The organism is Umezawaea sp., assembly GCF_036375055.1.
Classification (GTDB): Bacteria; Actinomycetota; Actinomycetes; order Mycobacteriales; family Pseudonocardiaceae; genus Umezawaea.
Window position 1 is genome coordinate 16769 of sequence record NZ_DASUSQ010000084.1, and the last position, 24935, is coordinate 41703.

The window sequence follows — 24935 nt, forward strand, 5'->3', positions numbered from 1 at the left end:
CTCTAGCTGATCGGGTCGTGCACGGTCACGAGCTTGGTGCCGTCCGGGAAGGTCGCCTCGACCTGCACGGACTCGATCATCTCCGGGATGCCGGTCTGCACCTGGGCGCGGCTGAGCACCGCGCGCCCGCTGTGCATCAGCTCGCTCACCGTCCGGCCGTCCCGCGCGCCTTCGAGCACGTGGTCGGTGATCAGCGCGACCGACTCCGGGTAGTTCAGCAGCACCCCGCGTTCGAGCCGCCGGCGTGCCACGTCGGCCGCCACGTGGACGAGGAGCTTGTCCCGCTCGTGGGGTGTGAGGTGCATGGGTCATGGTCTATCACCTGACCCGTTCGGTGTGGGCTCCCGAAACAGGCCGTTAACCAACCCGAACGGGCGACCTGGTCTGAATCGTTGACTGGATCGTGACCCAAGACACCGCCCGGCGCGATTGCCGAACCCCTGATCCGGGAGCAGTGTTGCCGCACCGCGTTTTGTCTGTGGAGGAGGCGTGCACGAGGTGGTGCAGGAAGCCAAGGACGACTCGGACGGATTCCGTCCAGGACTCGAAGGCGTGGTCGCCTTCCGGACCGAGATCGCCGAACCGGACCGCGACGGCGGCGCGCTGCGCTACCGCGGGGTCGACATCGAGGACCTGGTCGGCAGGGTGACCTTCGGCAACGTCTGGGCGCTGCTGGTGGACGGCCGCTTCGGCCCCGGTCTGCCGCCCGCCGAGTCGTTCCCCATCCCCGTGCACACGGGTGACGTGCGGGTGGACGTGCAGGCCGCGCTGGCCATGGTCGCCCCCATCTGGGGCTACCAGCCGCTGCTGGACATCCCCGAGGACGTGGCCCGCGAGCAGCTGGCCCGCGCGTCGGTGATGGCCCTGTCCTACGCCGCCCAGTCGGCGCGCGGCATCGGCAGGCCCGCCGTCCCGCAGTCGCGGATCGACGAGTGCACGACCGTCACCGAGCGCTTCCTGACCCGCTGGCGCGGCGAGCCGGACCCGGCGCACGTGCAGGCGCTGGACGCCTACTGGGTCTCCGCCGCCGAGCACGGCCTGAACGCGTCCACCTTCACCGCCAGGGTCATCGCCTCCACGGGCGCCGACGTGGCCGCCGCCATGTCCGGTGCCATCGGCGCGATGTCCGGCCCGCTGCACGGCGGCGCACCCGCCCGCGTGCTGCCGATGATCGACGAGGTCGAGAAGACCGGCGACCCGAAGGCCGTCGTGTCCGCCATCCTCGACCGCGGCGACCGCCTGATGGGCTTCGGGCACCGCGTGTACCGGGCCGAGGACCCCCGCGCCCGCGTGCTGCGGCGGACCTGCCAGCAGCTCGGGGCTGAGCGGTACGAGGTCGCGGCGGCGCTGGAGCAGGCCGCGCTGGCCGAACTGCGGGAGCGCCGCAGCGACCGCGCCATCGAGACCAACGTCGAGTTCTGGGCCGCCGTCATCCTCGACTTCGCCCAGGTGCCACCGCACATGATGCCCGCGATGTTCACCTGCGCCCGCACCGCCGGGTGGGCCGCGCACATCCTGGAGCAGAAGCGCACCGGCAGGCTGGTGCGGCCGTCCGCGAAGTACGTGGGCCCGGCACCCCGCGGCCCGGAGGCCGTCGAGGGCTGGGACACGATCGCGTAGCGGGCGGGCCTGGCCTGCTCGGGCGGTTGCGCCCGGCGTGAGGGTCAGGCCCGGCTCCGCGCGGGGTGGGGGCGAGGTCCGGCTCCGCGCGGGGTCGGGGTCCGGTCCGGCTCCGCGTAGCGGGATCAGGCCCGGCTCCGCGGCGCGGGCTCAGGTCCGGCTCCGAGCCGAGCGGGATCGTGCCCGGCTCCGCGGCGCGGGCTCAGGCCCGGCTCTGTGCGGTGCGGGGATCAGGCCCGGCTCCGCGGCGCGGGCTCAGGTCCGGCTCTGTGCGGTGCGGGGATCAGGTCCGGCTCCGTGCGGTGCGGGCTCAGGTCCGGTGGTGTTCGGTGGCCGGTCGGAGGTCGTGGGCGGGCGTCGGTCCGCCGGGTCCGCGTGTCCTCCGCGGCGGGCTGAGCGCCCGTTCGTGCCGTTCCAGCCACCCGAGCACACCGCCCTCGCGCACGGCTTCGACGACCTGGTCGGCGAACGCCGGGCGCAGGGTCGGGTCGGCCAGTGCGCGGGCGCACGTCTCCACCAGGGCCTCGTCCTCCACCAGCACCGCCACGGGCATGGCCGCCCTGGTGACCACCTGCCTGCTGTGGGGGCCGTCGGTGCGCACCACCACGTCGCAGTGGCGGAGGTCGGCCGCGGTCCGCCGGGGTGTCGCCGTGACGCCGTCGAAGAAGTCGTTCAGCTCCACCTGCACGCGCTCGATGAGGTAGGTGGTGGGGGTTTTCGGGCCGTGGTCGCCGAGCACGGCGAGGTGGACGGGCGGCAGCGTGATCGTCGGACCAGGTTCTTCCCGGTCGGCCGGTTCGACGACGACGGTGATCCGCAGCGGTTTCGGCGGCGGCGGACGTTCGGTGGCGGGCTCCGGCACCACCGGCGGAGGCGCGGGCTCGGTGCCCGCCCCCGGCGCGGCGGGCTGTTCGCGCGACGCGCTCCACCGCAGGAGCGCGAAACCCGCCGCTCCCGCCAACGCGCTGATGGCGAAGAGAACGTAGTGCACGGCCAGCCCCTGACCTGTCGAAACACCCATCGTCCCCCAGGTGCTGGTGCGCCGGGTGGCCTAATTCCGCCCGCCGGTGTCCACCGATCAGTCGTAGGTGATGCGCACCCGGTTGCGGTCACCCTGGACGTAGTTGTGGACCGTGCCGATCTGGGTGGTCCTGTGTGAAGGTTCCTGGCTCTGCCCACTCGTGGTTCTACCCACGATCGAAGCGGTGGTCGCGGCGAGAGCGACGAAGAGCGCGAACACACTCGCCCACTGATCCGCTCGTTCAAGTCCTTCGACGACCAGGAACACGATCAAACCCGTGACCAGCAGAGCCGCCGCGGTACGCCAAGCCAGAGAACGCACACCAGCCTCCTATAGTAAGTACATCAAAAACGATCTCGACGATTCGCGATTCCATCGATGGCCGACCCAGGATTCCTCGGGTCCCCTGGGGCAGGCAAAGAGCGCATGCCGCCAGCTTCAACAGCGCGTATGCGTGCGTTCGACTTGTTCGAGAACGTCGAATTATGGCCGATCACCGCAGAATCCACTTGGTGGCGAGGCGATGGCAGCCGGGGCGTCAAGACGCGATCTTCGAGCCAACCCACGACGTCACCTGCCTTCGCAATTTTCTCCACTTCGTTGGCGAAGTCCGTGCGAAGTTCTGGATCCGCGAGCGCCATGGCACACTTTTTCGCCAGTTCTGGATGGTTTTTCAACAACACACCGAGCGGCATGTCCGCTTTGCTGATCACGTGACGACTCTTGCTGCTGACGTTGTTGCCATCGCCCTGCACCACGACATCACAAAGTCCGAGTTCCACCGCCTCGTCCTCGGCGAGCGTTCGCTCCTGCCTCGCAGGGATCTTCACCTTCGGCGGCTCGGGCAGGCTGCCGCGGAACTCCCGATTCGCACCACGATCGTCCGGCGACTCGACGAGTCTGCCCAACGCCCGCCGCGATGAGGGCGAAAGGTCGTCGAAGAAGCCGTTCAGCTCGACCTCCACCTTTCGGATCACGTAGTTTGTGGAAGTCACCGTCCTGTTGTCGTCGCCGAGGACGGCGAGTTTGACGGTTCGGAGCCTGACCTTCTTCCGGCGACCCGAGCCGAGCAGGTCCTCCGGCTCGGATTTCAGCGGATCAACGACGATGATGATGCGCAGTGGTTTTCGCGAAAGGCCCAGTTTTCCCGCAAGGCGACGTGGTGGCGACCAGGAGGGGAGTCCAGGCGGAAATGGCGGAACACCGTGCTGAAGATCGACCCTGCACCTGCCAGGCACTCGGACCTCGTCCCCGTGCGCGAACATCGACTCCGGCAACCGCGGAAAGTCGTTGCGCGGCGCCAAGCTACCCAGGATCGACAGGATGTCCACCGGCATGGGTGGGAAGTCATTCGCGGAGATGGACCCCGCATCCGACGGCGGCGAGCCTTGTGGCTTGGAAACGCGACGGTCGGCGTGCGTCTCCGCTGGCGGGGGCGCTGGTGGCCTTGTCCGTTCCACATCGGATTCCGCCGCTTCGAATACTTCTCTCGGTACTTTCCTTGTCACCTGGCGTTGGGAAGACTTCGCCGGCCCGATCGACGAGCGTGGTGATCGCCTTGAGCCACCCCAGCGCACCAGGCATAAGCCCATTGCTCCGGTGAGCACACTCACGAGGAAGAGAACTTGGTGCACCTCGACCTCCTGGCCGTCGAAACGACTATCGTCTCGCATGACGGTCATCTCGGACGGACCAATCTTCTGCCTGCTCGTGGTTACCCACCGCGTCGAAACCACCTGCGTTGATCCGAACGGGGTGGGAGTCACCCGAACTCGTGCGGAAGCCCGATGCCCGCCGGTGTCCACCGATCGGTGGACACCGGCGGTCCGTCGTCAGGTCGTCCCCGGAACGCTCCGGGGACGCGAGGCTCGTCCCATGAGCGCAATCAGGGTCAGGGGGCTGCGGAAGGCCTACCGGGGGGCCGTCGCGGTGGACGGGATCGACCTCGACGTCGGGTCGGGTGAGGTGTTCGCGCTGCTCGGGCCGAACGGGGCGGGCAAGAGCACGACGGTGGAGGTCCTGGAGGGGCACCGGCGGCGGGACGGTGGTGAGGTGCTGGTGCTCGGGCAGGACCCCGGCAGGCCGTCGGGGGCGTGGCGGGCGCGGATCGGGATCGTGTTGCAGTCCTCGAAGGACGCGGCCGAGCTGACGGTGCGGGAGGCGGTGGCGCACTTCGCCGGGTACTACCCGGACCCGCGCGCCACCGACGAGGTGATCGACCTGGTGGGGCTGACCGGGAAGGCCGCGGCGCGGGCCGGGACGCTGTCGGGCGGGCAGCGGCGGCGGCTGGACGTGGCGCTGGGGATCGTCGGTCGGCCGGAACTGCTGTTCCTGGACGAGCCGACGACGGGGTTCGACCCCGAGGCGCGGCGGCGGTTCTGGCGGTTGATCCGGCTGCTGGCGGACGAGGGCACGACGATCCTGCTGACGACGCACTACCTGGACGAGGCCGAGGCGCTGGCCGACCGGGTGGCCGTGATCGCGCGGGGGCGGATCGTCGCCGAGGGCGCGCCGACGACGTTGGGCGGCCGGGCAACGGCCGAGGCGACGGTGCGGTGGCTCGGGTCCGACGGGCCGCAGGTGCGGCGCACCGCGGAGCCCGCGCTGCTGATCGCCGAACTCGCCCGGCACGGTGAACCGGCCGAGCTGGTGGTGTCGCGTCCCACCCTCGAAGACGTCTACCTGGACCTGATCGGAGAACGCGCGTGAGCACGGCGACCACCAGCGCGGCGCGGGGCCGCCTCGAACTGCGGGAGTTCTTCCGGCGCAGGGACGCGGTCGTGTTCACGTTCGCGCTGCCCGCGTTCATCCTGGTGCTGCTGGGGAGCGTGTTCAGCGGCAGGGCGTTGCCCGGCGACGTGTCGATGAGCCAGGTCTTCACGGCGAGCATGGTGGGGGCGGGCATCATCTCGACGTCGTTCATCACGCTCGGCGTGAGCGTGGCGAACGACCGCGAGGACGGGACGCTGAAGCGGCTGCGCGGCACGCCGATGCCGGTGGCGGCGTACTTCCTCGGCAAGCTGGCGCTGGTGGCGGTGGCGAGCGCGGCCGAGGTGGTGCTGCTGCTGGCGGTCGGCGTCGGGCTGCACGGGGTGGAGCTGCCGACGGACCCGGCGCGGTGGCTGGTGTTCGCGTGGGTGTTCGGGCTCGGCGTGGTCTCGTGCTCGCTGCTGGGGATCGCGGCCAGCGCGGTGGCGAGGTCGGCGCGCAGCGCGCCCGCCGTGATGAACCTGCCGTACATCGGGCTCCAGTTCATCTCCGGCGTGTTCATCAACCCGATCGTGGCGCTGCCCGCGGCGATGGTGACCGTGGCGTCGTTCTTCCCCCTCAAGTGGATCGCGCAGGGCATGCGGTCGGTGTTCCTGCCGGACGGGGCCGCGGCGCTGGAGATGGCCGGGACCTGGGAGCACGGGACGACCGCGCTGGTGCTCGGGGCGTGGTGCGTGGTCGGCTTGGGGCTGTGCCTGGTGACCTTCCGGTGGACCGACGAGTGATCGACCCGTGGCGGCGGATGGCCGCGGCGGCCTACCTGGTCGCCGCGGTCATGGTGCTGATCAGCGCTTCGCCGCTGCCGCACCGGCTGGGCGCGGCCGGGCTGGTGGTCGTCTGCGCGGCCTGGGAGTTCCGGTTCGGACCGGGCGCCGCGACGTGGCGGCACGAGTACCGGCCGGGTCGGGCCGTGCCCTACCTGTCGGTCGTGGCGGCGCTGTTCCTGGTGGCCCTGTGGCTGACGCCGTCGGCGGCGTTCCTGCTGTTCGCGGTGATCCCGCAGTTCTACCTGGTGCTGCCGCTGCGGTGGGCGCTCGCCCCGGTGGCGGTGCTCTCGTTCCTGCCGTGGATCGGCCTGTTCGGCAGGCACGACCGGCTGGCGGACTTCCTGCCGATCGTGCTGCTGATCATCGTCCTGTCGCAGGTCTTCGCCTGGGTGATCACCACGATCCAGGTGAAGAACAGGGAGCAGGAGCAGCTGGTGGCCGAACTCCGGCGGTCGCAGGAGCTGAACGCGGAGCTGTCGCGCGCGGCGGGCGCGGCGACCGAGCGGGAACGGCTGTCCGGCGAGATCCACGACACCCTGGCGCAGGGCTTCACCAGCATCGTCACGCTGGTGCAGGCCGCGCAGGGCAACCCGGTCGGGGCGCCGAGGCTGCTGGACCTGGCTCTGCGGACCGCGCGGGAGAACCTGGTGGAGGCGCGGACGCTGGTCGCCGCGCTGGCTCCCGCCGCGCTGAGCGGGTCCACGCTGGTGGAGGCGATCGGCAGGCAGGCGGAACGGCTGGGCGAGGAGGCGGGCGTCGTGGTGCGGCACCGGACGACCGGAGAGCTGGCGGCGCTGCCGACGTCGGTCGAGGTGGTGCTGCTGCGGGCGGCGCAGGAGGCGTTCCACAACGTGCGCAAGCACGCGGGGGCGAGCGAGGTGGAGGTCGAGTTGGCGTTCGAGGAGGAGTTCGTGCGGCTGTCGGTGCGCGACGACGGGCGCGGGCTCGGGAGCAGCGCGGAGGGGTTCGGCCTGCGCGGGATGCGGGCGCGGGCGGAGCAGGTCGGCGGGACGCTGGACGTGGTGGGCGAGCGGGGCACGGCGCTGACGGTGCGGGTGCCGCGGTGATCACGGTGCTGCTGGTGGACGACCACCCGGTGGTGCGGCAGGGGCTGCACGCGATGCTCGACGCCGAGGCGGACCTGACCGTCGTGGGCGAGGCGTCCTCCGGCGCGGAGGCGGTCGAGTTCGTCGCGGTCGACCCGCCCGACGTGGTGCTGATGGACCTGCGGATGCCCGGTGTGGACGGTGCCACGGCCACGGCGCGGATCGTCGCTTCGGGTTCCCGGAGTCGCGTGGTCGTGCTGACGACGTACGAAACGGACAGCGACATCCTCCGGGCCGTCGAGGCCGGGGCGGCGGGGTACCTCCTCAAGGACTCCCCGTTGGTGGAGCTGGTCGCCGCGGTCCGGGCCGCCGCGCGCGGGGAGACGGTGCTCGCGCCGTCCGTGGTCGGCAAGCTCGTCGGCCGGGTCCGCACCCCGGTGCGACCTGCGCTGTCGGCCCGCGAGGTCGAGGTGTTGCGGCTGGTCGGACGGGGTTTGTCCAACGCGGGGATCGGGCGCGAGCTGTTCATCGGGGAGGCGACCGTGAAGACGCACCTGCTGCGCGCGTTCGGCAAGCTGGGCGTGTCCGACCGGACGGCCGCCGTGACCACCGCCATGGCGCTCGGCGTGCTCGGATGAGTGACCAGGGACACCCGGACGTCACGTGCCGGCCACCCGGCTGCAACACTTGTACCCCCGGCAACGGCGCCGGTCAGGCAGTCCCCTGAACCCGCCCCCGGAGGCGTCGACATGACCCAGACCGCCGATCCGACCACGTTGATCGTGCCCGCCGACCTGAAGCCGTCCGACGGCCGGTTCGGCTGCGGTCCGTCCAAGGTGCGTCCCGAGGCCTTGCAGGCCCTGGTGACCGAGGGTGCCGCGCTGCTCGGCACCTCGCACCGCCAGAAGCCGGTGAAGTCCCTGGTCGGCCAGGTCCGTTCCGGCCTGCGCGAACTGTTCTCGCTGCCCGAGGGCTACGAGGTCGTGCTCGGCAACGGCGGCACCACGGCGTTCTGGGACGCGGCCGCGTTCGGCCTGGTCCGCGAGCGGGCGCAGCACTTCACGAACGGCGAGTTCTCCTCGAAGTTCGCGAAGGTCACCAACGACGCCCCCTTCCTCGCCGACTCGCACGTGACGAAGGCCGAGCCGGGTTCCGCGCCGGAGATCTTCTACGAGGCGGGCACCGACCTCGTCGGCTGGGCGCAGAACGAGACCTCGACCGGTGTCGCGACCCCGGTGCGGCGTCCCGAGGGCTCCGACGGCGCGCTGATCGCGATCGACGCGACCTCCGCCGCGGGCGGCCTCGCGGTCGACGTGTCCGAAACGGACGTCTACTACTTCGCGCCGCAGAAGAACTTCGCCTCCGACGGCGGCCTGTGGATCGCGCTGATGAGCCCGGCTGCGCTGGAGCGGGTCGGCGAGATCGGCGCGTCCGGCCGCTGGGTGCCGGAGTTCCTGTCGCTGCCGACGGCGCTGGACAACTCCACCAAGGAGCAGACCTACAACACGCCGTCGCTGACGACGCTGTTCCTGCTGGCGAACCAGATCGACTGGATCAACGGCAACGGCGGCCTCTCCTGGGCGGCCGAGCGCACCGCGGATTCCGCGCGGCGCCTGTACTCCTGGGCCGAGAAGACCGCGTACACCACCCCGTACGTCGAAAACCCCGACCACCGCTCGAACGTGGTCGGCACGATCAACTTCACCGATGAGGTCGACGCCGCCGTGGTGGCGAAGGTGTTGCGCGCCAACGGCATCGTCGACGTCGAGCCGTACCGCAAGCTCGGCAAGAACCAGCTCCGCGTCGCGATGTTCTCGGCCATCGAGCCCGAGGACGTCACCACGCTGACGAAGGCCGTGGACTGGGTCGTCTCCCAGCTCGGCTGACCCCGTGGACGAGAAGAGGGGGCCTCCCGCGCCGGAGGCCCCCTCTTCTCCTTGTGCGGTGGGGAGTCCGGAATCGTCGGCGTTGCGGTCGGGCAGGAGGGCTCTCCCCGCGAAAGCCCTCCTACCCGGACCGACTACGCGAGCGCCTCCGTCGGTGACAGCCTGGCGGCCCGCACCGCCGGGTACGCCCCGGCGATGGCTCCCACCAGCATCGACACCGCGACCCCGCCGAGCACCGCAGGCAGCGGGATCTCGGCAGGCCACCCCTGGCTCACCGAGTACCCTGCGGTGACCGCCACCCCGATCAGCACTCCCGCCAGGCCCCCGAGCCCGGACAGCAGCACCGATTCGGCGAGGAACTGCCCGCGCACCTGTCGCCGCGTCGCCCCGAGCGCGCGGCGCAGGCCGATCTCCCTGCGCCTCTCCAGCACGGAGATGACCATGGTGTTGGCGACGCCCACCCCTCCTACCAGCAGCGCGACCCCGCCCAGTCCGAGGAACAGGCCGCTGTAGGCGTTCTCGGTGAGCTGCTTCGCGGCCAGCGCGTCCGACGGGCGGGCCACCTTGACCTCGTTGGGCTGTCGGGGGTTCAGCGTCGGGCCGAGCACGGTGCGGACGTCCTCGACGGCGTTCTCCTCGGCCCGCACGTACACCGTGCCGGGGTGGCCGTCGAAGCCCAGCCGCTCGACGGCGACGTCCCAGCCGACCAGCACCGACCGCTCGATCTCCGGTGCCAGCGGCATGGGGTCGAGGATGCCCGCGACGGTGAACCACTGGCCGTCGATCCACACCTGGCCGCCCAGCCCGGTGATGCCGAGCCTGGTGGCCGCGACCGAGCCGAGCACGACGGACGGGAAGGTCGAGCCGTCGACGAACCGGCCGTCGCGGACGCGCCCGCCGATGGTGCCCAGCAGGTTGGGCGTCGCGGCGAGCACGGCCAGGCCGGACGTCTCGTCCTCGGGCACGTGGTCGTTGCGCCGCACGGTCTTCCCGGTCTTGCCGATGCCGCTGGCGGACTGGACGGGCTCGATGCGCTCGGCCATCCCCACCGCCGTGGTCGGGAGTTTCGCCGCGTCGCCGCCGAACGTCTGGCCCGGTTCGGCGCGCAGCAGGTTCGTGCCCAGCGTGGCGAGCTGGTCGCTCAACGCCCTGGCGCTCGACGCCGGGATGCCGATGACCGCGACGACCGCCGCGATGCCGATCGCGATGCCGAGCGCGGACAGCACGGCCCGCATCGGCTTGGTGCGCATGCCGTGCGCGCCGAGGCGGCCGACGTCGCGCGGCCCGAGCCTGGTCGGCGGGGGCAGGGTGGTGGTCACACGACCACCCCCGTGTCCAGTTGCAGCGCGCCGTCGAGCATCTCGACCCGGCGGGGCGCGTGCGCGGCGATCTCCCGATCGTGCGTGATGATCACGATCGTCGTGCCGTCGGCGTTCAGCTCGCCGAGCAGGTCGAGCACCCCGACGCCGTTGCGGCTGTCCAGGTTCCCGGTCGGCTCGTCGGCGAGCAGGATCGACGGCCGGTTCACCACGGCCCGCGCGATGGCGACGCGCTGGCGCTCCCCGCCGGACATCTCGCTCGGCAGGTGCCAGGCACGGTGCGACAGGCCGACCCGGTCGAGCGCCTCCAGGGCCATCGGCCGCCGCTCGCGGTGCGCGACCCCGGCGTACAGCAGCCCGGACGCCACGTTGTCCACGGCGGGCAGCCCCTCGGTGAGGAAGAACTGCTGGAACACGAACCCGATCCACCGCGACCGCAGCGCCGACAGCGTGCGGTCGGGCATCACCGCGGCGTCGTGGCCGCGCACCAGGACGTGCCCGGTGGTGGGCCGGTCCAGCGTGCCCATCAGCTGGAGCAGGGTGGACTTGCCCGACCCGGACGGGCCGACGATGGCCAGCATCTCGCCGTCGCGAACGCTCAGCGACACCTCGCGCAGCGCCCGGACGCCGCCGGGGTACGTGCGGCCCGCCCGGCGCACGTCCAGGACGGGCGTCACGAGGTCGTCACCACCTTCAGGCCTTCGGTGAGGCCCTCGCCGCTGACCTCGACCTCGCCCCTGGCGAACAGGCCGGTCTTCACCGGGATCAGGGTGCGGTCGCTCGCGGACTCGACGGCGTAGCCGCCCTCGGCGAGCGCCAGCAGCGCGCCGACCGGCACGACCAGCACGCCCTCCCTCTTGCCGGTGGTGAACTCGACGCTCACGGAGACCGCGTCCAGCCCGCCGGCGGCGGCCGGGTCGTCCAGGGTGATGGTGACGGTGGACTTGGCCTGGCCGTTGCCCTGGTCGCCCTCGGTCGGCTTGCTGGTGGAGGCGGTGGTGCCGGTGGTGGTGCCACCGCCGGTGATCGTCAGCCCGACCTTCTCGCCGACCTTCGCGATCCGCAGCTTCGACGAGTCGAGCTGCACGGTGACGACGCGGGTCGTGGCGGTGACCTTCATCAGGTCGCCGGTGCTGGGGGCGCCGAGCTGCGCGGTCACGGAGGAGACCCGGATCGGGCCGGGCTGGACGACGACGTCGCCCACGCCGAGCGCACCGGTCTGCTCCAGGCCGAGCGACTTCTGCCACTTCTTGATCGCGGCGGCGGTCCAGACCGTGAACCGCTCGTCCGGCTCGCCGAAGTCGGCGAACCCCAGCTCCTCCAGGTTCTCCTCGACGATCTTCACGTCCGGTCCGCTGGTGGTGCCGTCGGCCAGGTCCCGGTAGAGCGGCAGGGAGCCGTAGAACAGCGGCACCGGCTTGGCGTCCACCGAGTACGCGGTCTGGCCGCGCTCGACCACCGCGCCCACGTCCGGCAGCCCGGTCACGGTGCCCGGCTTGCGGCCCGCGAGCGGGCGCTCGGCGCCGTGGGCGAGCACGCCGGTGACCGTCTGCCGGTCGGCGAGGTCGCCCTTGCGGACCTCGGCGGTCTCCGGGGCCTCCGCCTTCGGCGGGGCGGCGTTGGCGGTGTTCGCCGCGATCCTGGTCAGCACGACCACCGACCCGGTGCCCAGCACGGCCACGGCGACGAGCACCACGACCAGCCAACGACCCCGTCTGCGCCTCCGCGGTGCGGTCGGCCCGGCCGGGTCAGCCATTCCCCGGAACCGCCGGGACCGCGACCATGCCGCCCTCGCCCATGCCGCAGGCCTTCACGGCCTCCTCGAACTTCTCGGTGTCGTCACCGAAGTCGAGGGTGCGGCCCTCGCCGCCGCCGCCGGTGAAGTCCGGGTCCGGCATGTCGATGCCGTGCTCGCGCATGCACTTGGCCTGCTCGCGCATCTTGTCCTTCTCCTCCTGGCTCGGCTCCTTGTACTCGCCGCCGTTCGGGAGGAACTCCTTGCACGCCTCGTGGGCCTTGTTCATGGCCTCCACGTCCCCCTCGGCGGGCGCCGCTGCCACGATCCCGCCGCCCTGGGGGTCCGGCATGTCGACGCCGTTCTCCCTCATGCACTTGGCGAACTCGCGGATCTTGTCCTCGTCCGCCGGGTCGAGGTTGGCGCCCTTCGGCTGTTCCCCGCTCGACGACGGGGCACCGGAGTTCACCGACGCGACCCTGCTGCCGCCGTCACCGCTCCCGCATCCCGTGACCAGCGCGAACAGCACGGGCACCAGCAGGCCTGCGGCCAACTTCACCTTCATGCGTTCCTCCTCGTGGTGGTCGGCGGGGCCGTTCCCCGATCTCGGCCCCGCCGCGGTTGAAGTTCTACGGAGAGGGGGATTTCGGGGCGTTAAGCGAAGTGCCTTATCCAGCGCTTATGCCCCTTTCCGCGACACTGGGCCCATGCGCGTGCTGGTGGTCGAGGACGAACGTCTGCTCGCGGACTCGATCGCCGAGGGGTTGCGCAGGCTCTCCATGGCGGTCGACGTCTGCTACGACGGCGGGGAGGCGCTGGAACGCGTCGGCGTGCACGACTACGACGTGGTCGTGCTGGACCGCGACCTGCCGGTCGTGCACGGCGACCGGGTGTGCGAGGCGGTGCTGGCGGCGGGCGGCGAGGCGCGGGTGCTGATGCTCACCGCGGCGGCCGAGGTGGACGACCGGGTCGCGGGTCTCGGTGTCGGCGCCGACGACTACCTGACCAAGCCGTTCGCGTTCGCCGAGCTGGTGGCGCGGGTGCGGGCGCTCGCCCGCCGGGCCCGGCCCGCGCTGCCGCCCGTCCTGGAGCGCGCGGGGGTCGTCCTGGACCTGCCCCGCCACCAGGTGTCGCGCGACGGCCGGTTCGTGGCGCTGTCCCCGAAGGAGTTCGCCGTGCTGGAGGTGCTGATGCGGGCGGAGGGAGCGGTGGTGAGCCCGGAGTCGCTGCTGGAGAAGGCCTGGGACGAGCACGCCGACCCGTTCACCAACGCGGTCCGGGTGGCGATGATGACGCTGCGCCGCAAGCTCGGGACGCCCCAGGTGATCGAGACGGTGCCCGGCGCGGGCTACCGGTTCACGTCGTGAGGGAGCTGCGGCTGTCGGTCCGCACCCGGCTCACGGCCTGGTACGGCGGTCTGTTCGCGCTGGCGGGCTCGGCGCTGCTGCTCACCAACTACCTGCTGGTCGCCGCGACACTGCCGGACCCGGACAACTTCCTCGCCGTGCGCGCGGCCGAGGCGCTGCCCGGCTACCCCGTCGGCGGGCCCACCTACCCCGAGCGGACGGACACGTCGACCGCGCTCACCACGGTCGAGGACTACCGCGAGTCGGCGCTCAGCACCCTGCTGGTGCAGTCGGCCGTCGCGCTGGTGATCACGGTCGTGCTCGCGGTCTGGCTGGGCTGGCTCATGGCGAGCCGGGTGCTCCAGCCGCTGCACTCGATCACCAACACGGCCCACCAGCTCGGGGCGGACAACCTGGGCAGGCGGATCAACCACGAGGGCCCGGACGACGAGCTGAAGGACCTCGCCGACACGTTCGACGGGATGCTGGACCGGCTCGCGGGGGCGTTCGACAGCCAGAAGCGGTTCGTCGCGAACGCCTCGCACGAGCTGCGCACACCGCTCGCCGTGCAGCGGACGCTGATCGAGGTCGCGATGGGCGCGCCGGACGCCCCGCCGGAGCTGACGCGGCTCGGCACGCACCTGCTCGGCACGAACGAGCGGAGCGAGAGGCTCATCGACGGGCTGCTGCTGCTCGCGCGGAGCGACCGGGGACTGAGCAGCCGGGAGCCGGTTCGGCTGCACGAAGTCGTGGCGGACGTGGTCGCGACCTGTGCCGAGCCGGCCAGTTCACGCCACGTGCGGGTGCTCGTCTCGTCGGCCCGGCGGGTCGTCACCGGCGACCCGGTGCTGCTCTCGCACCTCGTGTCGAACCTCGTCCGCAACGCGATCCTCTACAACAAACCGGGCGGCACGGTGCGCGTCGAGATCGGCTCCGAACCCGCGTTGCGGGTGGTCAACACGGGTGAACCGATCCCGGCCGAGGTGGTCCCCGGCCTGTTCGAACCCTTTCGGCGGTACCGGACCGAGCGGTTGGCCGCTGAGGGGACGGGACTGGGCCTCTCGCTCGTCCGGTCCATCGCCGCAGCCCACGACGGGTCCGTCACGGCAAGGCCCAACTCGGGCGGAGGGCTGCTCCTGGAGGTGAACCTTCCGGTAACGGACGTGCGCGTACCACCGATCTACGGCAAGATCGGGTGAAGTAGACCCATGGGCACGGCGAGTCTCCCTCGTCAAGGAGGCTCGCCGGTTTAACGTCTTTGCTTGGCGAGGTGGAACAAAATAGGGGAGGCCAGGATGCGAGCGCTGCGAGTCATCGGGCTCGACGAAGACGGCAAGTCCGTCATCTGCGAGGACCCGTCCGGCGGCGAGCGCTTTCTGCTTCCCGCTGACGAGCGCCTCAGGGCCGCCGCGCGCGGCGACCTGACCCGGCTCGGGCAGATCCAGATCGAGGTCGAGAGCCAGATGCGTCCTCGGGAGATCCAGGCCCGCATCCGCGCGGGCGAGTCGGTCGAGCAGGTGGCCGCCGCGTCCGGTCTGCCGTCGCACCGCGTCGAGCGGTACGCCTACCCCGTGCTGCTGGAGCGCTCCCGCACCGCTGACCTGGCACAGCGCGCCCACCCCGTCCGCGAGGACGGTCCGGACGTGCAGACGCTCGGCGAGGTCGTCGCGCACTCCTTCGGGCTGCGCGGCCAGGACTACACCGACGTCGGCTGGGACTCGTGGCGGGGCGAGGACGGCAAGTGGGTCGTGCAGATGCACTGGACCGCGGGCCGTTCGGACAACATCGCGCACTGGGCCTTCCACCCCGGCGCGCACGGCGGCACGGTCACCGCGCTCGACGAGGCGGCCGTGGACCTCATGGACCCGAACCCGAACCGAACCCTGCGGACCGTTCGCCCGGTGACGCAACTGGCCAGGCAGGCGCTGGAAGCCCAGCCCGCGAGGGAGGAGGTGGAGCCGGAGATCCTCGCGAAGGAGGAGCCCGCTCCGGCTCCGGTGGTGCCCGAGCAGCCTGTCGCGGAGCCCGAGCCGGTGGTCGAGGCTCCGGCCGCCGAGGTGCCCGTTGCTCCTCCGGTGCGGAAGGAACCGCCGAAGAGGGGCAAGAAGACGCATCCCATCGTGCCGTCGTGGGAGGACGTGCTGTTGGGAGTTCGGTCGCATCGCGGCTGAGTTCGACGTGGGGAGCGGCCCGCTGCCGGGGTTCCGGTGGCGGGCCGTTTCGTTTTCGGAGGTCTGGCCGGTTCGTTTTCGGAGGTCCGGCCGGTTCGCTTGAGGTGGTCGGGTGTTCGGCCGATGTGACTTGGGGACCCCTCATCCGAGCCTTTGATCGGGACAAACGGCAGCCCCGAAAGCCTGCCCGATCATCAATTTCAAGGCTCAAATCCCCAAGTAAAATCGACCGCTTCGCGTCCAGCACGTGACGACAAGTCGGTCAATCAACCACAGAGCCAGGGTATCTACCTGGGCGAAGTCGCCTGCTTTTTCCGTCAGCACGCAAGCGTGGTCGATGTGACTTGGGGGATTTGCCCCTTAAAATTTGTCGGGCCAAGGGCTTCCCACCTGCCCCTTTTGGCCCGACGAAGGGGCAAATCAAGGGGCCCCAAGTCACATCGACCACACCCCCGCACCAAGCCCTCGCACCAAGCCCCCACCCCAGGCCTCCGAGACCCACGTTTAACTCATCACCCATCCGGGTAAGCAAATCCCATGGACGGCCGACGAACAGCGATAGCCGCAGCGACAGGCGCGTTACTCGGAGCCCTCTGGTGGGCAACGAGAGAACTCATCGCCTCGGGCGCCGTCTGCTCGACGGACGACTTCGACTGCCTCGGCATGGGCGTCATAGCGATGCCGATCGCCGTCGTCCTGGGTGGTCTGGTCGCCTACCTGGTGTACCGGGCAACGCACCTCACCCGTCCGGCGCTCGCCGCGACCACCGGCACCCTCCTGACAGCCATCCTCATGCTCTTGACCATCTGGATCACCGTCCCGGCTGGCGAAATCGTGACCGGAGCCCTGGGCTTCGCGGTCGCGGCGGCAGTGACAGGGACCCGACGAGTGAGCGAGACTGCTGCCCGTGACTGACACACCCCGTCCCACCTCGAACAGGCTCGCCCTGAAGGTGTTCCTCCGGGTCGTGGTGTCGGCCGCCGTCGGGGCCGCGCTGCTGCTGGGCTGGGTGGCCGCGTTCCAGTCCGAGAAGCTCCGGTCCATCCTCGACAGCACGGACCTGGGCGAGTTCGTCCTGCTGCTCCTCATCGGGCTGCCGGTCGCGCTGCTGGTCAGCGTGCTGCTGGCCGGACCGGTGCTGTGGCTGCTCAAGATCCGCCCGGTGTGGCCCATCGTGCTGCTCGGACCGGTGGTCATGGGCCTCGTGCAGTACTTCAAGCTCCCCGACGAGCTGGCGTGGATGGGCGGCAAGTGGACCGTCCAGGCGATCCTGGCGGGCGCCAGCTACGGGCTGGCCGCGCTGCTGACCGCGCCCGCCATGCTGCGCAAGAAGAAGTCCTGACCGGCACGGGACGCTAGTACGGGACCGCGTCCAGCAGGTCCGGGTTCCAGCCCTCCCTCTCGCACCAGTCCTCCGCCTCCTCGCGGGTGATCGAGCGCGCGCCCGCCGCCGTGCGCGCGACCCGGTCCCACCCGTCCGGGGCCAGCACGTGCAGGGTCTCGCCGCGCAGCGCCAGCAGCCTGCCGTGCGGAAAAGCCATGCTCGGCTCAGTTCTGAGGTAGCGGACCTCGTCAACGCTCGTCATCGGCTCTTGACCTCCAGCTTGGTCGAGCTTGCAGAGTACGGCTGAGCGGAAAAGCGGATGCCGAGTGTCGGTCCTCCTTCGTACTGTCGTGGTGGATCAGAGGGGGACCAAGCTCGTGAAGGACCAAAGTACTTCCACGGCCGCCACCTTGCGCAGGCTGTGGCCGTACGTCAAGCCGGTGCGGAAGCCGCTGCTGCTCAGCATGTGCGCCACCCTGGTGGCGATGCTGTGCGGCCTCGGCATTCCGCTGATCACCCAACGGATCGTGGACGGGCCGATCGCCCAGCGCGACCTGTCGTCGCTGCCCTGGCTCGTGCTGCTCGTCCTCGTGCTGGGCTGCGCGGAGGCGGCGCTGTTCTACGCGCGGCGCAGGCTGATCGCGCGCCCGGCCGCCGAGGTCGAGGCGCACCTGCGCGCGGACATCTACCGGAAGCTCCAGCGGCTCCCGGTGTCGTTCCACGACCGCTACCAGTCGGGTCAGCTGCTGTCGCGGGCCTCCACCGACGTCGCCACGGTGCGGCGCTGGGTGGCGTTCGCGGTGATCTTCCTGGTGGTGAACACGACGATCGTCGTGATCGGCCTCGGCGTGCTGTTCTGGCTGTCACCGCTGCTGGGGGCGGTCGCGCTGTGCTGCACGCTGCCGCTGGTGCTCATGTCGTACCTGTTCGAGTCCCGGTTCAAGGTCGTGGCCCGGCGCGCGCAGGACCAGGCGGGCGACCTGACCACGACCGTCGAGGAGTCCGTGCTCGGGATCCGCGTGCTCAAGGCGTTCGGGCGCGGACCGGCCCTGAGCGAGCGGTTCTCCGCGCGGGCGCGGGAGCTGCGGGACACCGAGCTGGCGAAGGTGAAGATCTTCGCGCTGCTGTGGGCCGTGCTGATCGTGATGCCCGAGCTGGGCATCGCCGCGCAGCTCGCCGTGGGCACGATCGGGATCACCAACGGCACGACGACGATCGGCACGCTGGTCGCGGCGGTCGCGGTGAGCGCGTACCTGCGGTGGCCGGTCGACTCGATCGGCTGGCTGCTGGCCGAGACGAACCAGACGTCGTCGGCGACGGAGCGGATCCACGAGGTGCTGGACGCGCCGATCACCATCACCAGCCCGGCGGAGCCGAGGGCGCTGGCCGAGCCGGTGCGCGGCCACGTGCGGTTCGAGGACGTGCGCTTCGCCTATCCGGGTGCCGACGAGGAGGTGCTGCGCGGCATCGACCTCGACCTCGTGCCCGGCGAGACCGTGGCGCTGGTCGGGGCGACGGGCTCGGGCAAGACGACGCTGACGGCGCTCGTGCCGAGGCTGTACGACGTGACGTCGGGTCGCGTGACGATCGACGGGGTCGACGTGCGCGACCTGAGCCTGGAGGACCTGCGCGGCACGATCGGCGCGGCGTTCGAGGAGCCGGTGCTGTTCTCCGCGAGCGTGCGGGAGAACGTGGCTCTGGGCAGCGACGAGCTGGACGACGCCAAGGTGCGCGAGGCGCTGCGGGTGGCGAAGGCGGAGGAGTTCGTCGAGGCGCTGCCGTGGGGCCTGGAGACGCGGATCGGCGAGCAGGGCATGTCCCTGTCCGGCGGTCAGCGGCAGCGGCTGGCGCTGGCGCGCGCGGTCGTCGGGCACCCGGCGGTGCTGGTGCTGGACGACCCGCTGTCCGCGCTCGACGTGCACACCGAGGCCGAGGTGGAGGGTGCGCTGCGGCGCGTGCTGCACGGCGTGACGGCGCTGGTCGTGGCGCACCGGCCGAGCACGGTGCAGCTGGCGGACCGGGTGGCGATGCTGGTCGACGGCCGGATCGCGGCGGTCGGCAGGCACCACGACCTGCTGGCGGACAACGCGGAGTACCGCAGGCTGCTGTCCACGATGGACGAAGAGGAGGAGGTGGCGGCGCTGTGAGCACCGAGACGACGGCTGTTCCGGCCGACGAGGAGTCGTGGCGCGGCGTCGCGGCCGAGGAGATCGACGAGCTGGACTACCGCACCGGCCTGAAGCTCCAGGCGCGGTCGCGCAGGCTGCTCGGGTCGCTGCTGCGCCCGCACGCCGGGCTCGCGGTGCTGGCGCTGGTGGTCGTGGTGCTGGAGAACGTGGCGAACCTGGCCGGGCCGCTGATCATCGCCGCCGCCATCGACCGCGGTGTGCCCGCGGCCGTCGGCGGCGACCCGACGGTGCTGGCCTGGTGCGTCGGCGCGTACGCGGCGACCGGGCTGCTGGCGACGGTGCTGCGGTACTCGTTCGTCCGGCTCACCGGCCGGGTCGGCCAGGACCTGCTGCTCGACCTGCGCGGCCGGGTGTTCCGGCACGTGCAGACCCTGTCGATCGGGTTCCACGAGAAGTACACCTCCGGCAAGGTCATCTCGCGGATGACCAGCGACGTGGACACGTTGCAGGACCTGCTCGAAGAGGGCCTGGACGGGCTGCTGACGTCACTGCTGTCGGTGGTCGGCATCTCCGTGGTGCTGCTGTACCTCGACGTGCCGATGGCACTGGTCGTGCTGTTCGGGTTCGTGCCGCTGCTGCTGCTCGTGCGGTGGTTCCGGGCCCGCTCGACGACCGCGTACCGGGGCACGCGGGGCGCCATCGCGAAGATCATCGTGCAGTTCGTCGAGACGATGAACGGCATCCGCGCGGTCCAGGCGTTCCGCCGCGAGGACCGCAACGAGAAGATCATCGGTGAGCTGAACGGGACGTTCCGCGACGCGAACGCCGACGCGTTCCGCGTCATGGCGACGTTCACGGCGCTGGTGCGGCTGATCGGCAACGTGTCGCTGGCGGTCATCCTCGCGTTCGGCGCGTGGCGGGTCGCGGAGGGTCAGCTGGAGATCGGCGCGCTGGCGGCGTTCACCCTGTACCTGCGGCGGTTCTACGACCCGTTCGACGACATCGCGATGTTCACCAACGCGTACTCGGCGGCGCAGGCCGCGCTGGAGAAGATCTCCGGCGTCCTGGAGGAGGTGCCGTCGGTGCCCGAGCCCGAGCACCCGAAGCCGCTGGGGCGCGCGACCGGCGACGTCCGGTTCGCCGACGTGGAGTTCCGCTACTCCGCGGGCACGGCGCTCGTGCTGCCGGAGTTCGACCTGCACGTGCCGGCGGGGCAGACGGTGGCGCTCGTCGGCGCGACCGGTGCGGGCAAGACGACGTTGGCGAAGCTCGTGGCCCGCTTCTACGACCCGACCGGCGGGGCGGTGACGCTGGACGGCGAGGACCTGCGGGACCTGGCCGACGCCGACCTGCGCCGCGCGGTGGTCATGGTGACGCAGGAGAACTTCCTGTTCGCGGGCTCGGTCGCGGACAACATCGCCCTGGCCAAGCCCGACGCCACGCGCGCCGAGGTGGAGGCCGCGGCGGCCGGGGTCGGTGCGCACGAGTTCATCGCCGCGCTCCCGGACGGCTACGACACGGACGTCCGCAAGCGGGGCGGCAGGCTGTCGGCGGGCCAGCGCCAGATGATCGCCTTCGCCAGGGCCTTCCTCGCCGACCCGGCGGTGCTGGTCCTGGACGAGGCCACGTCGAGCCTCGACGTGCCCACCGAACGGGCCGTGCAGGCGGCCCTGGAGACGGTGCTGGCGGACCGGACGGCGTTCATCATTGCCCACCGCCTGTCCACCGTGATGATCGCCGACCGCGTCCTGGTCGTCGACGCGGGCCGGATCGTCGAGGACGGCTCACCGGCCGCCCTGATCGGCGAGGACGGCCGCTTCGCGGCGCTGCACAACGCCTGGACCGACTCGCTGGCGTGAGCGGGTCGTGGTGGAGGCCCCGGCACACCGGGGCCTCCACCCCCGCGCGTCCGGCCGGCTCACCGCTCGTCTTCCCGCACGACCCCGTCCCGGTACTCCTGGAAGCCCCACCAACCGTCGGCGGCGCTGTCCGACTCCAGCAGTTCGCCCGTCGACATGTCCAGCGGACGGCACCCCAGCTCCCCCGCCACCTGGAACACCACGGGCAGCGCGTCGTCACCGCCGCCCCTGATGTGCAGCATGATCGTGTCGACCGGGTCGGCCCTGCCGATGTTCACCTCGACCGACCAGCCGGGGCCGTCGATGACGCCCCAGTTCACGTCGGCCAGGTCGATCGCGGGCACGGCTCTGCGGAGCGCGTCCTCGACGGCGCCGTGGGGACCGATCGGCGGGGGTCGGAAGTCCCTCGGGAGGTCCTCCATCGACTCGAAGCCTTCGGGCACCACGCTCAGCAGCACGTTCCAGCTCATCGCTCGCCACCCCTCTCCGCTGGTCGGTGGGCACCGTGCGCCCTAGCGCAAGGTGGACCGACCATTATCGCCCCTTTTGGGAACCAGCGGGGCTCGCAAGGTGACCGAACCGGGGCCGCGAGCCGTCACCGGCCGGTGACCAGGCCGGATGCTCCTCAAGAAGCCGTGCGGCTGAGGAGACGGGCGGTCACGTCCTGGGCGGTGCGGACGGGTCGTGGCGGGGCCAGCCGACCACGAGGGCGGTCGTGGGCAGGTCGGTGACCGGAACCGCGACGACCGCGTGACCGAGGCGGGCGGCGGCGCTGTGACCTGCGACGACGACCAGTCTCCCCAGCGCGACCAGGCCCACCAGCTCGTCGAACGGGATCGGCGGGCACTCGCGGTGCACGCGTCCTCGCGGCGGAGGTCCGCGCTGGTGGTGGGGGCAGGAGGGCGACCGGCTCCTCCCGCACGAGTTCGACGCTCTCGACACCGCGCAGGTCCTCGCTGCCGCGCACGAGGGCCAGGCTGGCGGTGCCGTCCGGATCGCCGAGGGCGGCACGGTCGTGCTGTCAGTCGACCAGCTCGCCGACGCGGGTGCGGAAGTGGAACGACGACGTCCGCCCCTCGACGATCACGAGGTAGGAGTCGTCGCCGACCCGCAGGACCTTCCGCGACTTCGGGGACCACGGGTAGGTGGGCGTGAACTCGCGCGCCAGGCGCAGCGCCTCCGCCCGTGCCGCCTCCTCGTCACCGACGGGGGCGACGTGCGAGACCTTCCACTCCCGCCCGTCGCCCATGCCGCGGACCTCCTCGACCAGCACCCACCACCGCGCTTCACCCATGCCGATCAGACGTTCCACCTGCGGTTTCGGTTCCTCCACCCACAATTGTCAGACCCTGCCGGCACCCTGCTGAGCATGGTGGTGCACGTGGTGGGCAAGAGGCGCGGAGCGGCTTGGGCGGCGAAGAACCATCCGGGCGCCGCGGTGGTCGACGTGACGTCGAAGGGGCCCGCGCCGTGGCTGCGGCTGAGCCCGTTCCACCCGCACGGCGGCATCCCGGTGCCCTTCTCGCCCTCGGCGACCGGCGAGTCGGTGGAGGGGATCCGGCAGGCGCTGGAGGTGTTCGACGGCGCGGACGTCACCGACCTGTCCAGCCCGCTGACCCACGCCGCGCTGGTGGCGCGGTGCGTGCGGGGTGAGTGGTGATGGCGGTGCTGGGGTTCTACCAGGACGACGAGCACTGGCCGGAGTTCGGGACGTTGACGATCCACGACACGGACAACGGCGACGAGGACGCCGGACCGTTCGAGCAGTGGGGGTTGGGCGGTCAGCCGTGCGGCACGGTGGCCCGCGCGGGTTACGGCTGGCTGGAGGGTTCGGCGGGCGACGGGCCGCTCGTCGTGCGGCTGGAGGTGCACGACTCCGCGCCGCCCGCCGAGTCGGACGACTGGTCCGAGGTCGTGGAGACGCCGTACCGGAGCCGGAGCGGCGCGGTGTACCTGACGTACGTCACGGGCAGTCCTCCCGAGGACCACCTGCGCCTCGGCGGTGTCGGCGACTACCGGGTCCGGGTGGCGACCAAGGCGCTCCCCGCGTCGGCCGAGGGGCCGGAAGCCCTGTGGGTGCTGCGGTTCTGGCCGGACGCCACCCCCACCCCGCCCCGGTGGCTGCGCCGTTCCGAGCCCGCGGTCCGTTCCGGCGGTGCCGGGTGGGAGGTGCTGAGGAACTCCCCCGCCGCCGAGCTGCTCGCCGTGGTGTCGATGGCGCGGGACGAGACCGGCCGGACATCGCTCGACGCGCTGGCGCGCTGGGGAGAGCCGCGCTTCGGCGGTCCCGGTTGGCTCGCGGAACCGCTGCCGCACAAGCCGGACAGCGACCTCGACCCGGCCGCGCTGGCCCGTCGACTGGGCCTGCCTGAGCCGCGGTCGGCGCACGAGGTGCTGGACGTGTTCGTCGCCGCGGGCGTGCTCGACGAGGACGACGGCGGCTACCGCACCCACCTGCCCGCGCCGCGGGCGGAGGACGTGCTGGACCTGCCCGCCGCCCGCCGGGCCGCGCTGCGGCAGCAGGACGAGCACAACCGCTTCGCCTCGTTCGCGTCCGACCTGATCACGGTCGCGCTGTGGGGAGGGGGTGAGCAGACCGCGGCCGCGTTGGCGGAGCGCACGCTGGTGTCGGAGGGGGAGGTTCGGGAGGCGCTGGATTGGGCGTGTCGGGCCGGGTTGCTAGTGGTGGAGGGGGAGTTCCGGATGGCGTTGCCGGGGTAGGTGGTTCTTTGGGGCCGGGTTGGGTGGGGTGGGGTGGGGTGCGATCAAAGAGGCCCGGTTGCGCACGCGGGCGGGTTGCGTTGAGCCAGGTTGCGCTGGGAAGGAGCACGGGCAAGACCAAAGGCCGGCTGAGCACGGGGCGGGTTGCGCTGGGCCAGGTTGCGCTCGGAGGGGCGCGAGTAAGACCAAAAGGCCCGGTTGCGCACAGGAGCAGGTTGGGTCGGGCCAGGTTGCGCTCCGAGAGGGCGCGGGCGAGAGAAAGAGGCCCGGTTGCGCACGGGGGCGGATTGCGTCGAGCCAGGCTGCGTTCGGGAGGGGTGCGGGTTTATAGGTGAGAACGGCTTGCGCTGGCCCTCACCCAGCCGTCACAACCCCCGGCTTTCAGGGTTCCAAGAGGGTCAGGATGAGGGCGATCCAGGCCAGGACCACGCCGGTTGTGACGCCGTAGGCGACCCAGCGCCAGATGATCACCTTGCGGGCCAGCCAGACCGAGGGGGCGATGCCGCCCACCACCAGGACGTTGGCGACCAGGGCCAGCCAGCGGTTGGTCTCACCCAGGCCGAGGGAGAGGGTGACGACCAGGAAGGCGGCTACCGCGCCGCTGAACACGCTGACCGTCAGGCCTGTTCCCCACGGGGTGGGTTCGAGGTCTTCGGTTTCCGGTTCGGGCACGACCACCTCGGGGCGGCGGGGAGACGGGCGGACGCCGGACTGCGAGGCGTCGACCAGGTGGCGTTCGCCGGTGACCGGGTCGGCGAAGGCGACCGGGGTGCCCATGTCGGCGGCCAGGCGGCCTGCCAGCTGACGGCCGCGCCTGGTGACGAGCGCGCCCGCGGCACCGTCGGCGGGGGCGTTGGTGCGCTGCACGGCTTCGGCGACCTTGGCCCACTCGTGCAGCGCTTCAGCCAGACCCGCGCCCAGGGGGAGGGTGTGCGGATCCACTTCGAGTTCCCCGGACTCGCTCTCGCCCGCGAGCACGGCGCGGCCCGCCTGCACACGCAACTCCACGAACGGTCCCTTCCACGGTCACGGCTTCCGGGAAGAACGTATCGTGTCGGCCGCTCCTTCAGGTGATCGCGTGGAGCACGACAGCGCGACGGCCGCTCCGACCTTCCGCACCACCATCCGGAGCCCGGCGGTCACAGCACCCGCCACACACCGCGACAACAGCTCTCCGGCCGCTGCCGCCGCCCCGCGACAACCAGGTCGAGCCGAGTGCGCG

28 protein-coding genes are annotated in these 24935 nt (G+C 71.5%); 15 read left to right on the forward strand and 13 right to left on the reverse strand.

From position 1 onward, the window contains the following. Positions 1–2: 2 nt before the first annotated feature. Positions 3–305 carry an urease subunit gamma gene (locus VFZ92_RS23245; RefSeq protein ID WP_330878129.1) on the reverse strand — a complete coding sequence of 101 codons (303 nt, stop codon included), beginning with the start codon at positions 303–305 and terminating at the stop codon, positions 3–5. 184 nt (positions 306–489) lie between these two features. Between VFZ92_RS23245 and VFZ92_RS23250 the strand changes: the two genes are divergently transcribed. Continuing rightward, positions 490–1620 carry a citrate synthase 2 gene (locus tag VFZ92_RS23250; protein ID WP_414719983.1) on the forward strand — a complete coding sequence of 377 codons (1131 nt, stop codon included), beginning with the start codon at positions 490–492 and terminating at the stop codon, positions 1618–1620. 310 nt (positions 1621–1930) lie between these two features. Here the strand turns inward: VFZ92_RS23250 and VFZ92_RS23255 are convergent, their stop codons facing one another. The 3 genes from VFZ92_RS23255 to VFZ92_RS23265 all read right to left on the reverse strand — a co-directional run bounded on the left by VFZ92_RS23255 (position 1931) and on the right by VFZ92_RS23265 (position 3978). After that, complete coding sequence (locus tag VFZ92_RS23255) at positions 1931–2611, reverse strand: hypothetical protein (RefSeq protein WP_330878130.1); 681 nt, start codon at positions 2609–2611, stop codon at positions 1931–1933. Positions 2612–2698: 87 nt separating this feature from the next. After that, positions 2699–2962 (reverse strand): hypothetical protein, encoded by a 264-nt coding sequence (locus VFZ92_RS23260; RefSeq protein ID WP_330878131.1) that lies wholly within the window; start codon positions 2960–2962, stop codon positions 2699–2701. 23 nt (positions 2963–2985) lie between these two features. Continuing rightward, a complete protein-coding gene (locus VFZ92_RS23265) occupies positions 2986–3978 on the reverse strand; it encodes a hypothetical protein (protein WP_330878132.1) in 993 nt (330 codons plus the stop codon). Positions 3979–4516: 538 nt separating this feature from the next. Here VFZ92_RS23265 and VFZ92_RS23270 point away from each other — a divergent pair. The 5 genes from VFZ92_RS23270 to serC all read left to right on the forward strand — a co-directional run bounded on the left by VFZ92_RS23270 (position 4517) and on the right by serC (position 9109). Continuing rightward, complete coding sequence (locus VFZ92_RS23270) at positions 4517–5350, forward strand: ABC transporter ATP-binding protein (RefSeq protein ID WP_330878133.1); 834 nt, start codon at positions 4517–4519, stop codon at positions 5348–5350. After that, positions 5347–6135: an ABC transporter permease gene (locus VFZ92_RS23275; protein ID WP_330878134.1), complete on the forward strand. Its 789-nt coding sequence runs from the start codon at positions 5347–5349 to the stop codon at positions 6133–6135. The genes VFZ92_RS23270 and VFZ92_RS23275 overlap by 4 nt, the downstream gene beginning before the upstream one ends. Next, entirely contained in the window at positions 6120–7244 is a 1125-nt protein-coding gene (locus VFZ92_RS23280) for a sensor histidine kinase (protein ID WP_330878135.1), read from the forward strand. The genes VFZ92_RS23275 and VFZ92_RS23280 overlap by 16 nt, the downstream gene beginning before the upstream one ends. Further along, positions 7241–7861, forward strand: coding sequence for a response regulator transcription factor (locus tag VFZ92_RS23285; protein ID WP_330878136.1), 621 nt, complete (start codon positions 7241–7243; stop codon positions 7859–7861). Before VFZ92_RS23280 ends, VFZ92_RS23285 begins: the two co-directional genes overlap by 4 nt. A gap of 111 nt (positions 7862–7972) precedes the next feature. After that, positions 7973–9109 (forward strand): phosphoserine transaminase, encoded by a 1137-nt coding sequence (serC, locus tag VFZ92_RS23290; RefSeq protein ID WP_330878137.1) that lies wholly within the window; start codon positions 7973–7975, stop codon positions 9107–9109. A 134-nt stretch (positions 9110–9243) separates the two neighbouring features. On the opposite strand, the gene VFZ92_RS23295 is transcribed toward serC, so the two are convergent. The 4 genes from VFZ92_RS23295 to VFZ92_RS23310 form a co-directional block, all read right to left on the reverse strand. Next, positions 9244–10359 (reverse strand): ABC transporter permease, encoded by a 1116-nt coding sequence (locus VFZ92_RS23295; RefSeq protein ID WP_330878245.1) that lies wholly within the window; start codon positions 10357–10359, stop codon positions 9244–9246. 65 nt (positions 10360–10424) lie between these two features. Continuing rightward, on the reverse strand, positions 10425–11105 hold the full coding sequence (locus VFZ92_RS23300; RefSeq protein ID WP_330878138.1) for an ABC transporter ATP-binding protein: 681 nt from the start codon (positions 11103–11105) through the stop codon (positions 10425–10427). Beyond that, positions 11102–12184, reverse strand: coding sequence for a peptidoglycan-binding domain-containing protein (locus tag VFZ92_RS23305; protein ID WP_330878139.1), 1083 nt, complete (start codon positions 12182–12184; stop codon positions 11102–11104). Before VFZ92_RS23305 ends, VFZ92_RS23300 begins: the two co-directional genes overlap by 4 nt. Next, positions 12177–12728: a hypothetical protein gene (locus VFZ92_RS23310; protein ID WP_330878140.1), complete on the reverse strand. Its 552-nt coding sequence runs from the start codon at positions 12726–12728 to the stop codon at positions 12177–12179. The genes VFZ92_RS23305 and VFZ92_RS23310 overlap by 8 nt, the downstream gene beginning before the upstream one ends. A gap of 142 nt (positions 12729–12870) precedes the next feature. Here VFZ92_RS23310 and VFZ92_RS23315 point away from each other — a divergent pair, with 142 nt between their 5' ends. The 5 genes from VFZ92_RS23315 to VFZ92_RS23335 all read left to right on the forward strand — a co-directional run bounded on the left by VFZ92_RS23315 (position 12871) and on the right by VFZ92_RS23335 (position 17022). Further along, positions 12871–13530 (forward strand): response regulator transcription factor, encoded by a 660-nt coding sequence (locus tag VFZ92_RS23315; RefSeq protein WP_330878141.1) that lies wholly within the window; start codon positions 12871–12873, stop codon positions 13528–13530. Beyond that, complete coding sequence (locus tag VFZ92_RS23320; protein WP_330878142.1) at positions 13527–14708, forward strand: sensor histidine kinase; 1182 nt, start codon at positions 13527–13529, stop codon at positions 14706–14708. Before VFZ92_RS23315 ends, VFZ92_RS23320 begins: the two co-directional genes overlap by 4 nt. A gap of 96 nt (positions 14709–14804) precedes the next feature. Then, a complete protein-coding gene (gene sepH / locus VFZ92_RS23325) occupies positions 14805–15680 on the forward strand; it encodes a septation protein SepH (protein ID WP_330878143.1) in 876 nt (291 codons plus the stop codon). A gap of 537 nt (positions 15681–16217) precedes the next feature. Further along, the gene (locus VFZ92_RS23330; protein ID WP_330878144.1) at positions 16218–16595 is read left to right on the forward strand and encodes a hypothetical protein; all 378 of its coding nucleotides are present in this window, start codon (positions 16218–16220) and stop codon (positions 16593–16595) included. Next, the gene (locus tag VFZ92_RS23335; protein WP_330878145.1) at positions 16588–17022 is read left to right on the forward strand and encodes a hypothetical protein; all 435 of its coding nucleotides are present in this window, start codon (positions 16588–16590) and stop codon (positions 17020–17022) included. Before VFZ92_RS23330 ends, VFZ92_RS23335 begins: the two co-directional genes overlap by 8 nt. A gap of 13 nt (positions 17023–17035) precedes the next feature. Here the strand turns inward: VFZ92_RS23335 and VFZ92_RS23340 are convergent, their stop codons facing one another. Beyond that, on the reverse strand, positions 17036–17266 hold the full coding sequence (locus VFZ92_RS23340) for a hypothetical protein (RefSeq protein WP_330878146.1): 231 nt from the start codon (positions 17264–17266) through the stop codon (positions 17036–17038). A gap of 91 nt (positions 17267–17357) precedes the next feature. Between VFZ92_RS23340 and VFZ92_RS23345 the strand changes: the two genes are divergently transcribed. After that, a complete protein-coding gene (locus tag VFZ92_RS23345) occupies positions 17358–19151 on the forward strand; it encodes an ABC transporter ATP-binding protein (protein WP_330878147.1) in 1794 nt (597 codons plus the stop codon). Beyond that, positions 19148–20992, forward strand: a complete 1845-nt coding sequence (locus VFZ92_RS23350; protein ID WP_330878148.1) for an ABC transporter ATP-binding protein — start codon at positions 19148–19150, stop codon at positions 20990–20992. The genes VFZ92_RS23345 and VFZ92_RS23350 overlap by 4 nt, the downstream gene beginning before the upstream one ends. Before the next feature lie 59 nt (positions 20993–21051). Here VFZ92_RS23350 and VFZ92_RS23355 read toward each other — a convergent pair whose 3' ends face one another. From VFZ92_RS23355 to VFZ92_RS23365, 3 genes are all read right to left on the reverse strand, one after another. After that, positions 21052–21462: a hypothetical protein gene (locus VFZ92_RS23355; RefSeq protein ID WP_330878149.1), complete on the reverse strand. Its 411-nt coding sequence runs from the start codon at positions 21460–21462 to the stop codon at positions 21052–21054. Positions 21463–21649: 187 nt separating this feature from the next. Next, on the reverse strand, positions 21650–21850 hold the full coding sequence (locus VFZ92_RS23360) for a hypothetical protein (RefSeq protein ID WP_330878150.1): 201 nt from the start codon (positions 21848–21850) through the stop codon (positions 21650–21652). Positions 21851–22013: 163 nt separating this feature from the next. Next, positions 22014–22304: a hypothetical protein gene (locus tag VFZ92_RS23365; protein WP_330878151.1), complete on the reverse strand. Its 291-nt coding sequence runs from the start codon at positions 22302–22304 to the stop codon at positions 22014–22016. Positions 22305–22361: 57 nt separating this feature from the next. On the opposite strand from VFZ92_RS23365, the gene VFZ92_RS23370 reads away from it, so the two are divergent. Next, positions 22362–22652 (forward strand): DUF6939 family protein, encoded by a 291-nt coding sequence (locus VFZ92_RS23370; protein ID WP_330878152.1) that lies wholly within the window; start codon positions 22362–22364, stop codon positions 22650–22652. Continuing rightward, complete coding sequence (locus VFZ92_RS23375; RefSeq protein ID WP_330878153.1) at positions 22652–23713, forward strand: DUF6042 family protein; 1062 nt, start codon at positions 22652–22654, stop codon at positions 23711–23713. The genes VFZ92_RS23370 and VFZ92_RS23375 overlap by 1 nt, the downstream gene beginning before the upstream one ends. 381 nt (positions 23714–24094) lie before the next feature. Here the strand turns inward: VFZ92_RS23375 and VFZ92_RS23380 are convergent, their stop codons facing one another. Further along, positions 24095–24721 (reverse strand): DUF2537 domain-containing protein, encoded by a 627-nt coding sequence (locus VFZ92_RS23380; protein WP_330878154.1) that lies wholly within the window; start codon positions 24719–24721, stop codon positions 24095–24097. Positions 24722–24935 lie beyond the last annotated feature (214 nt).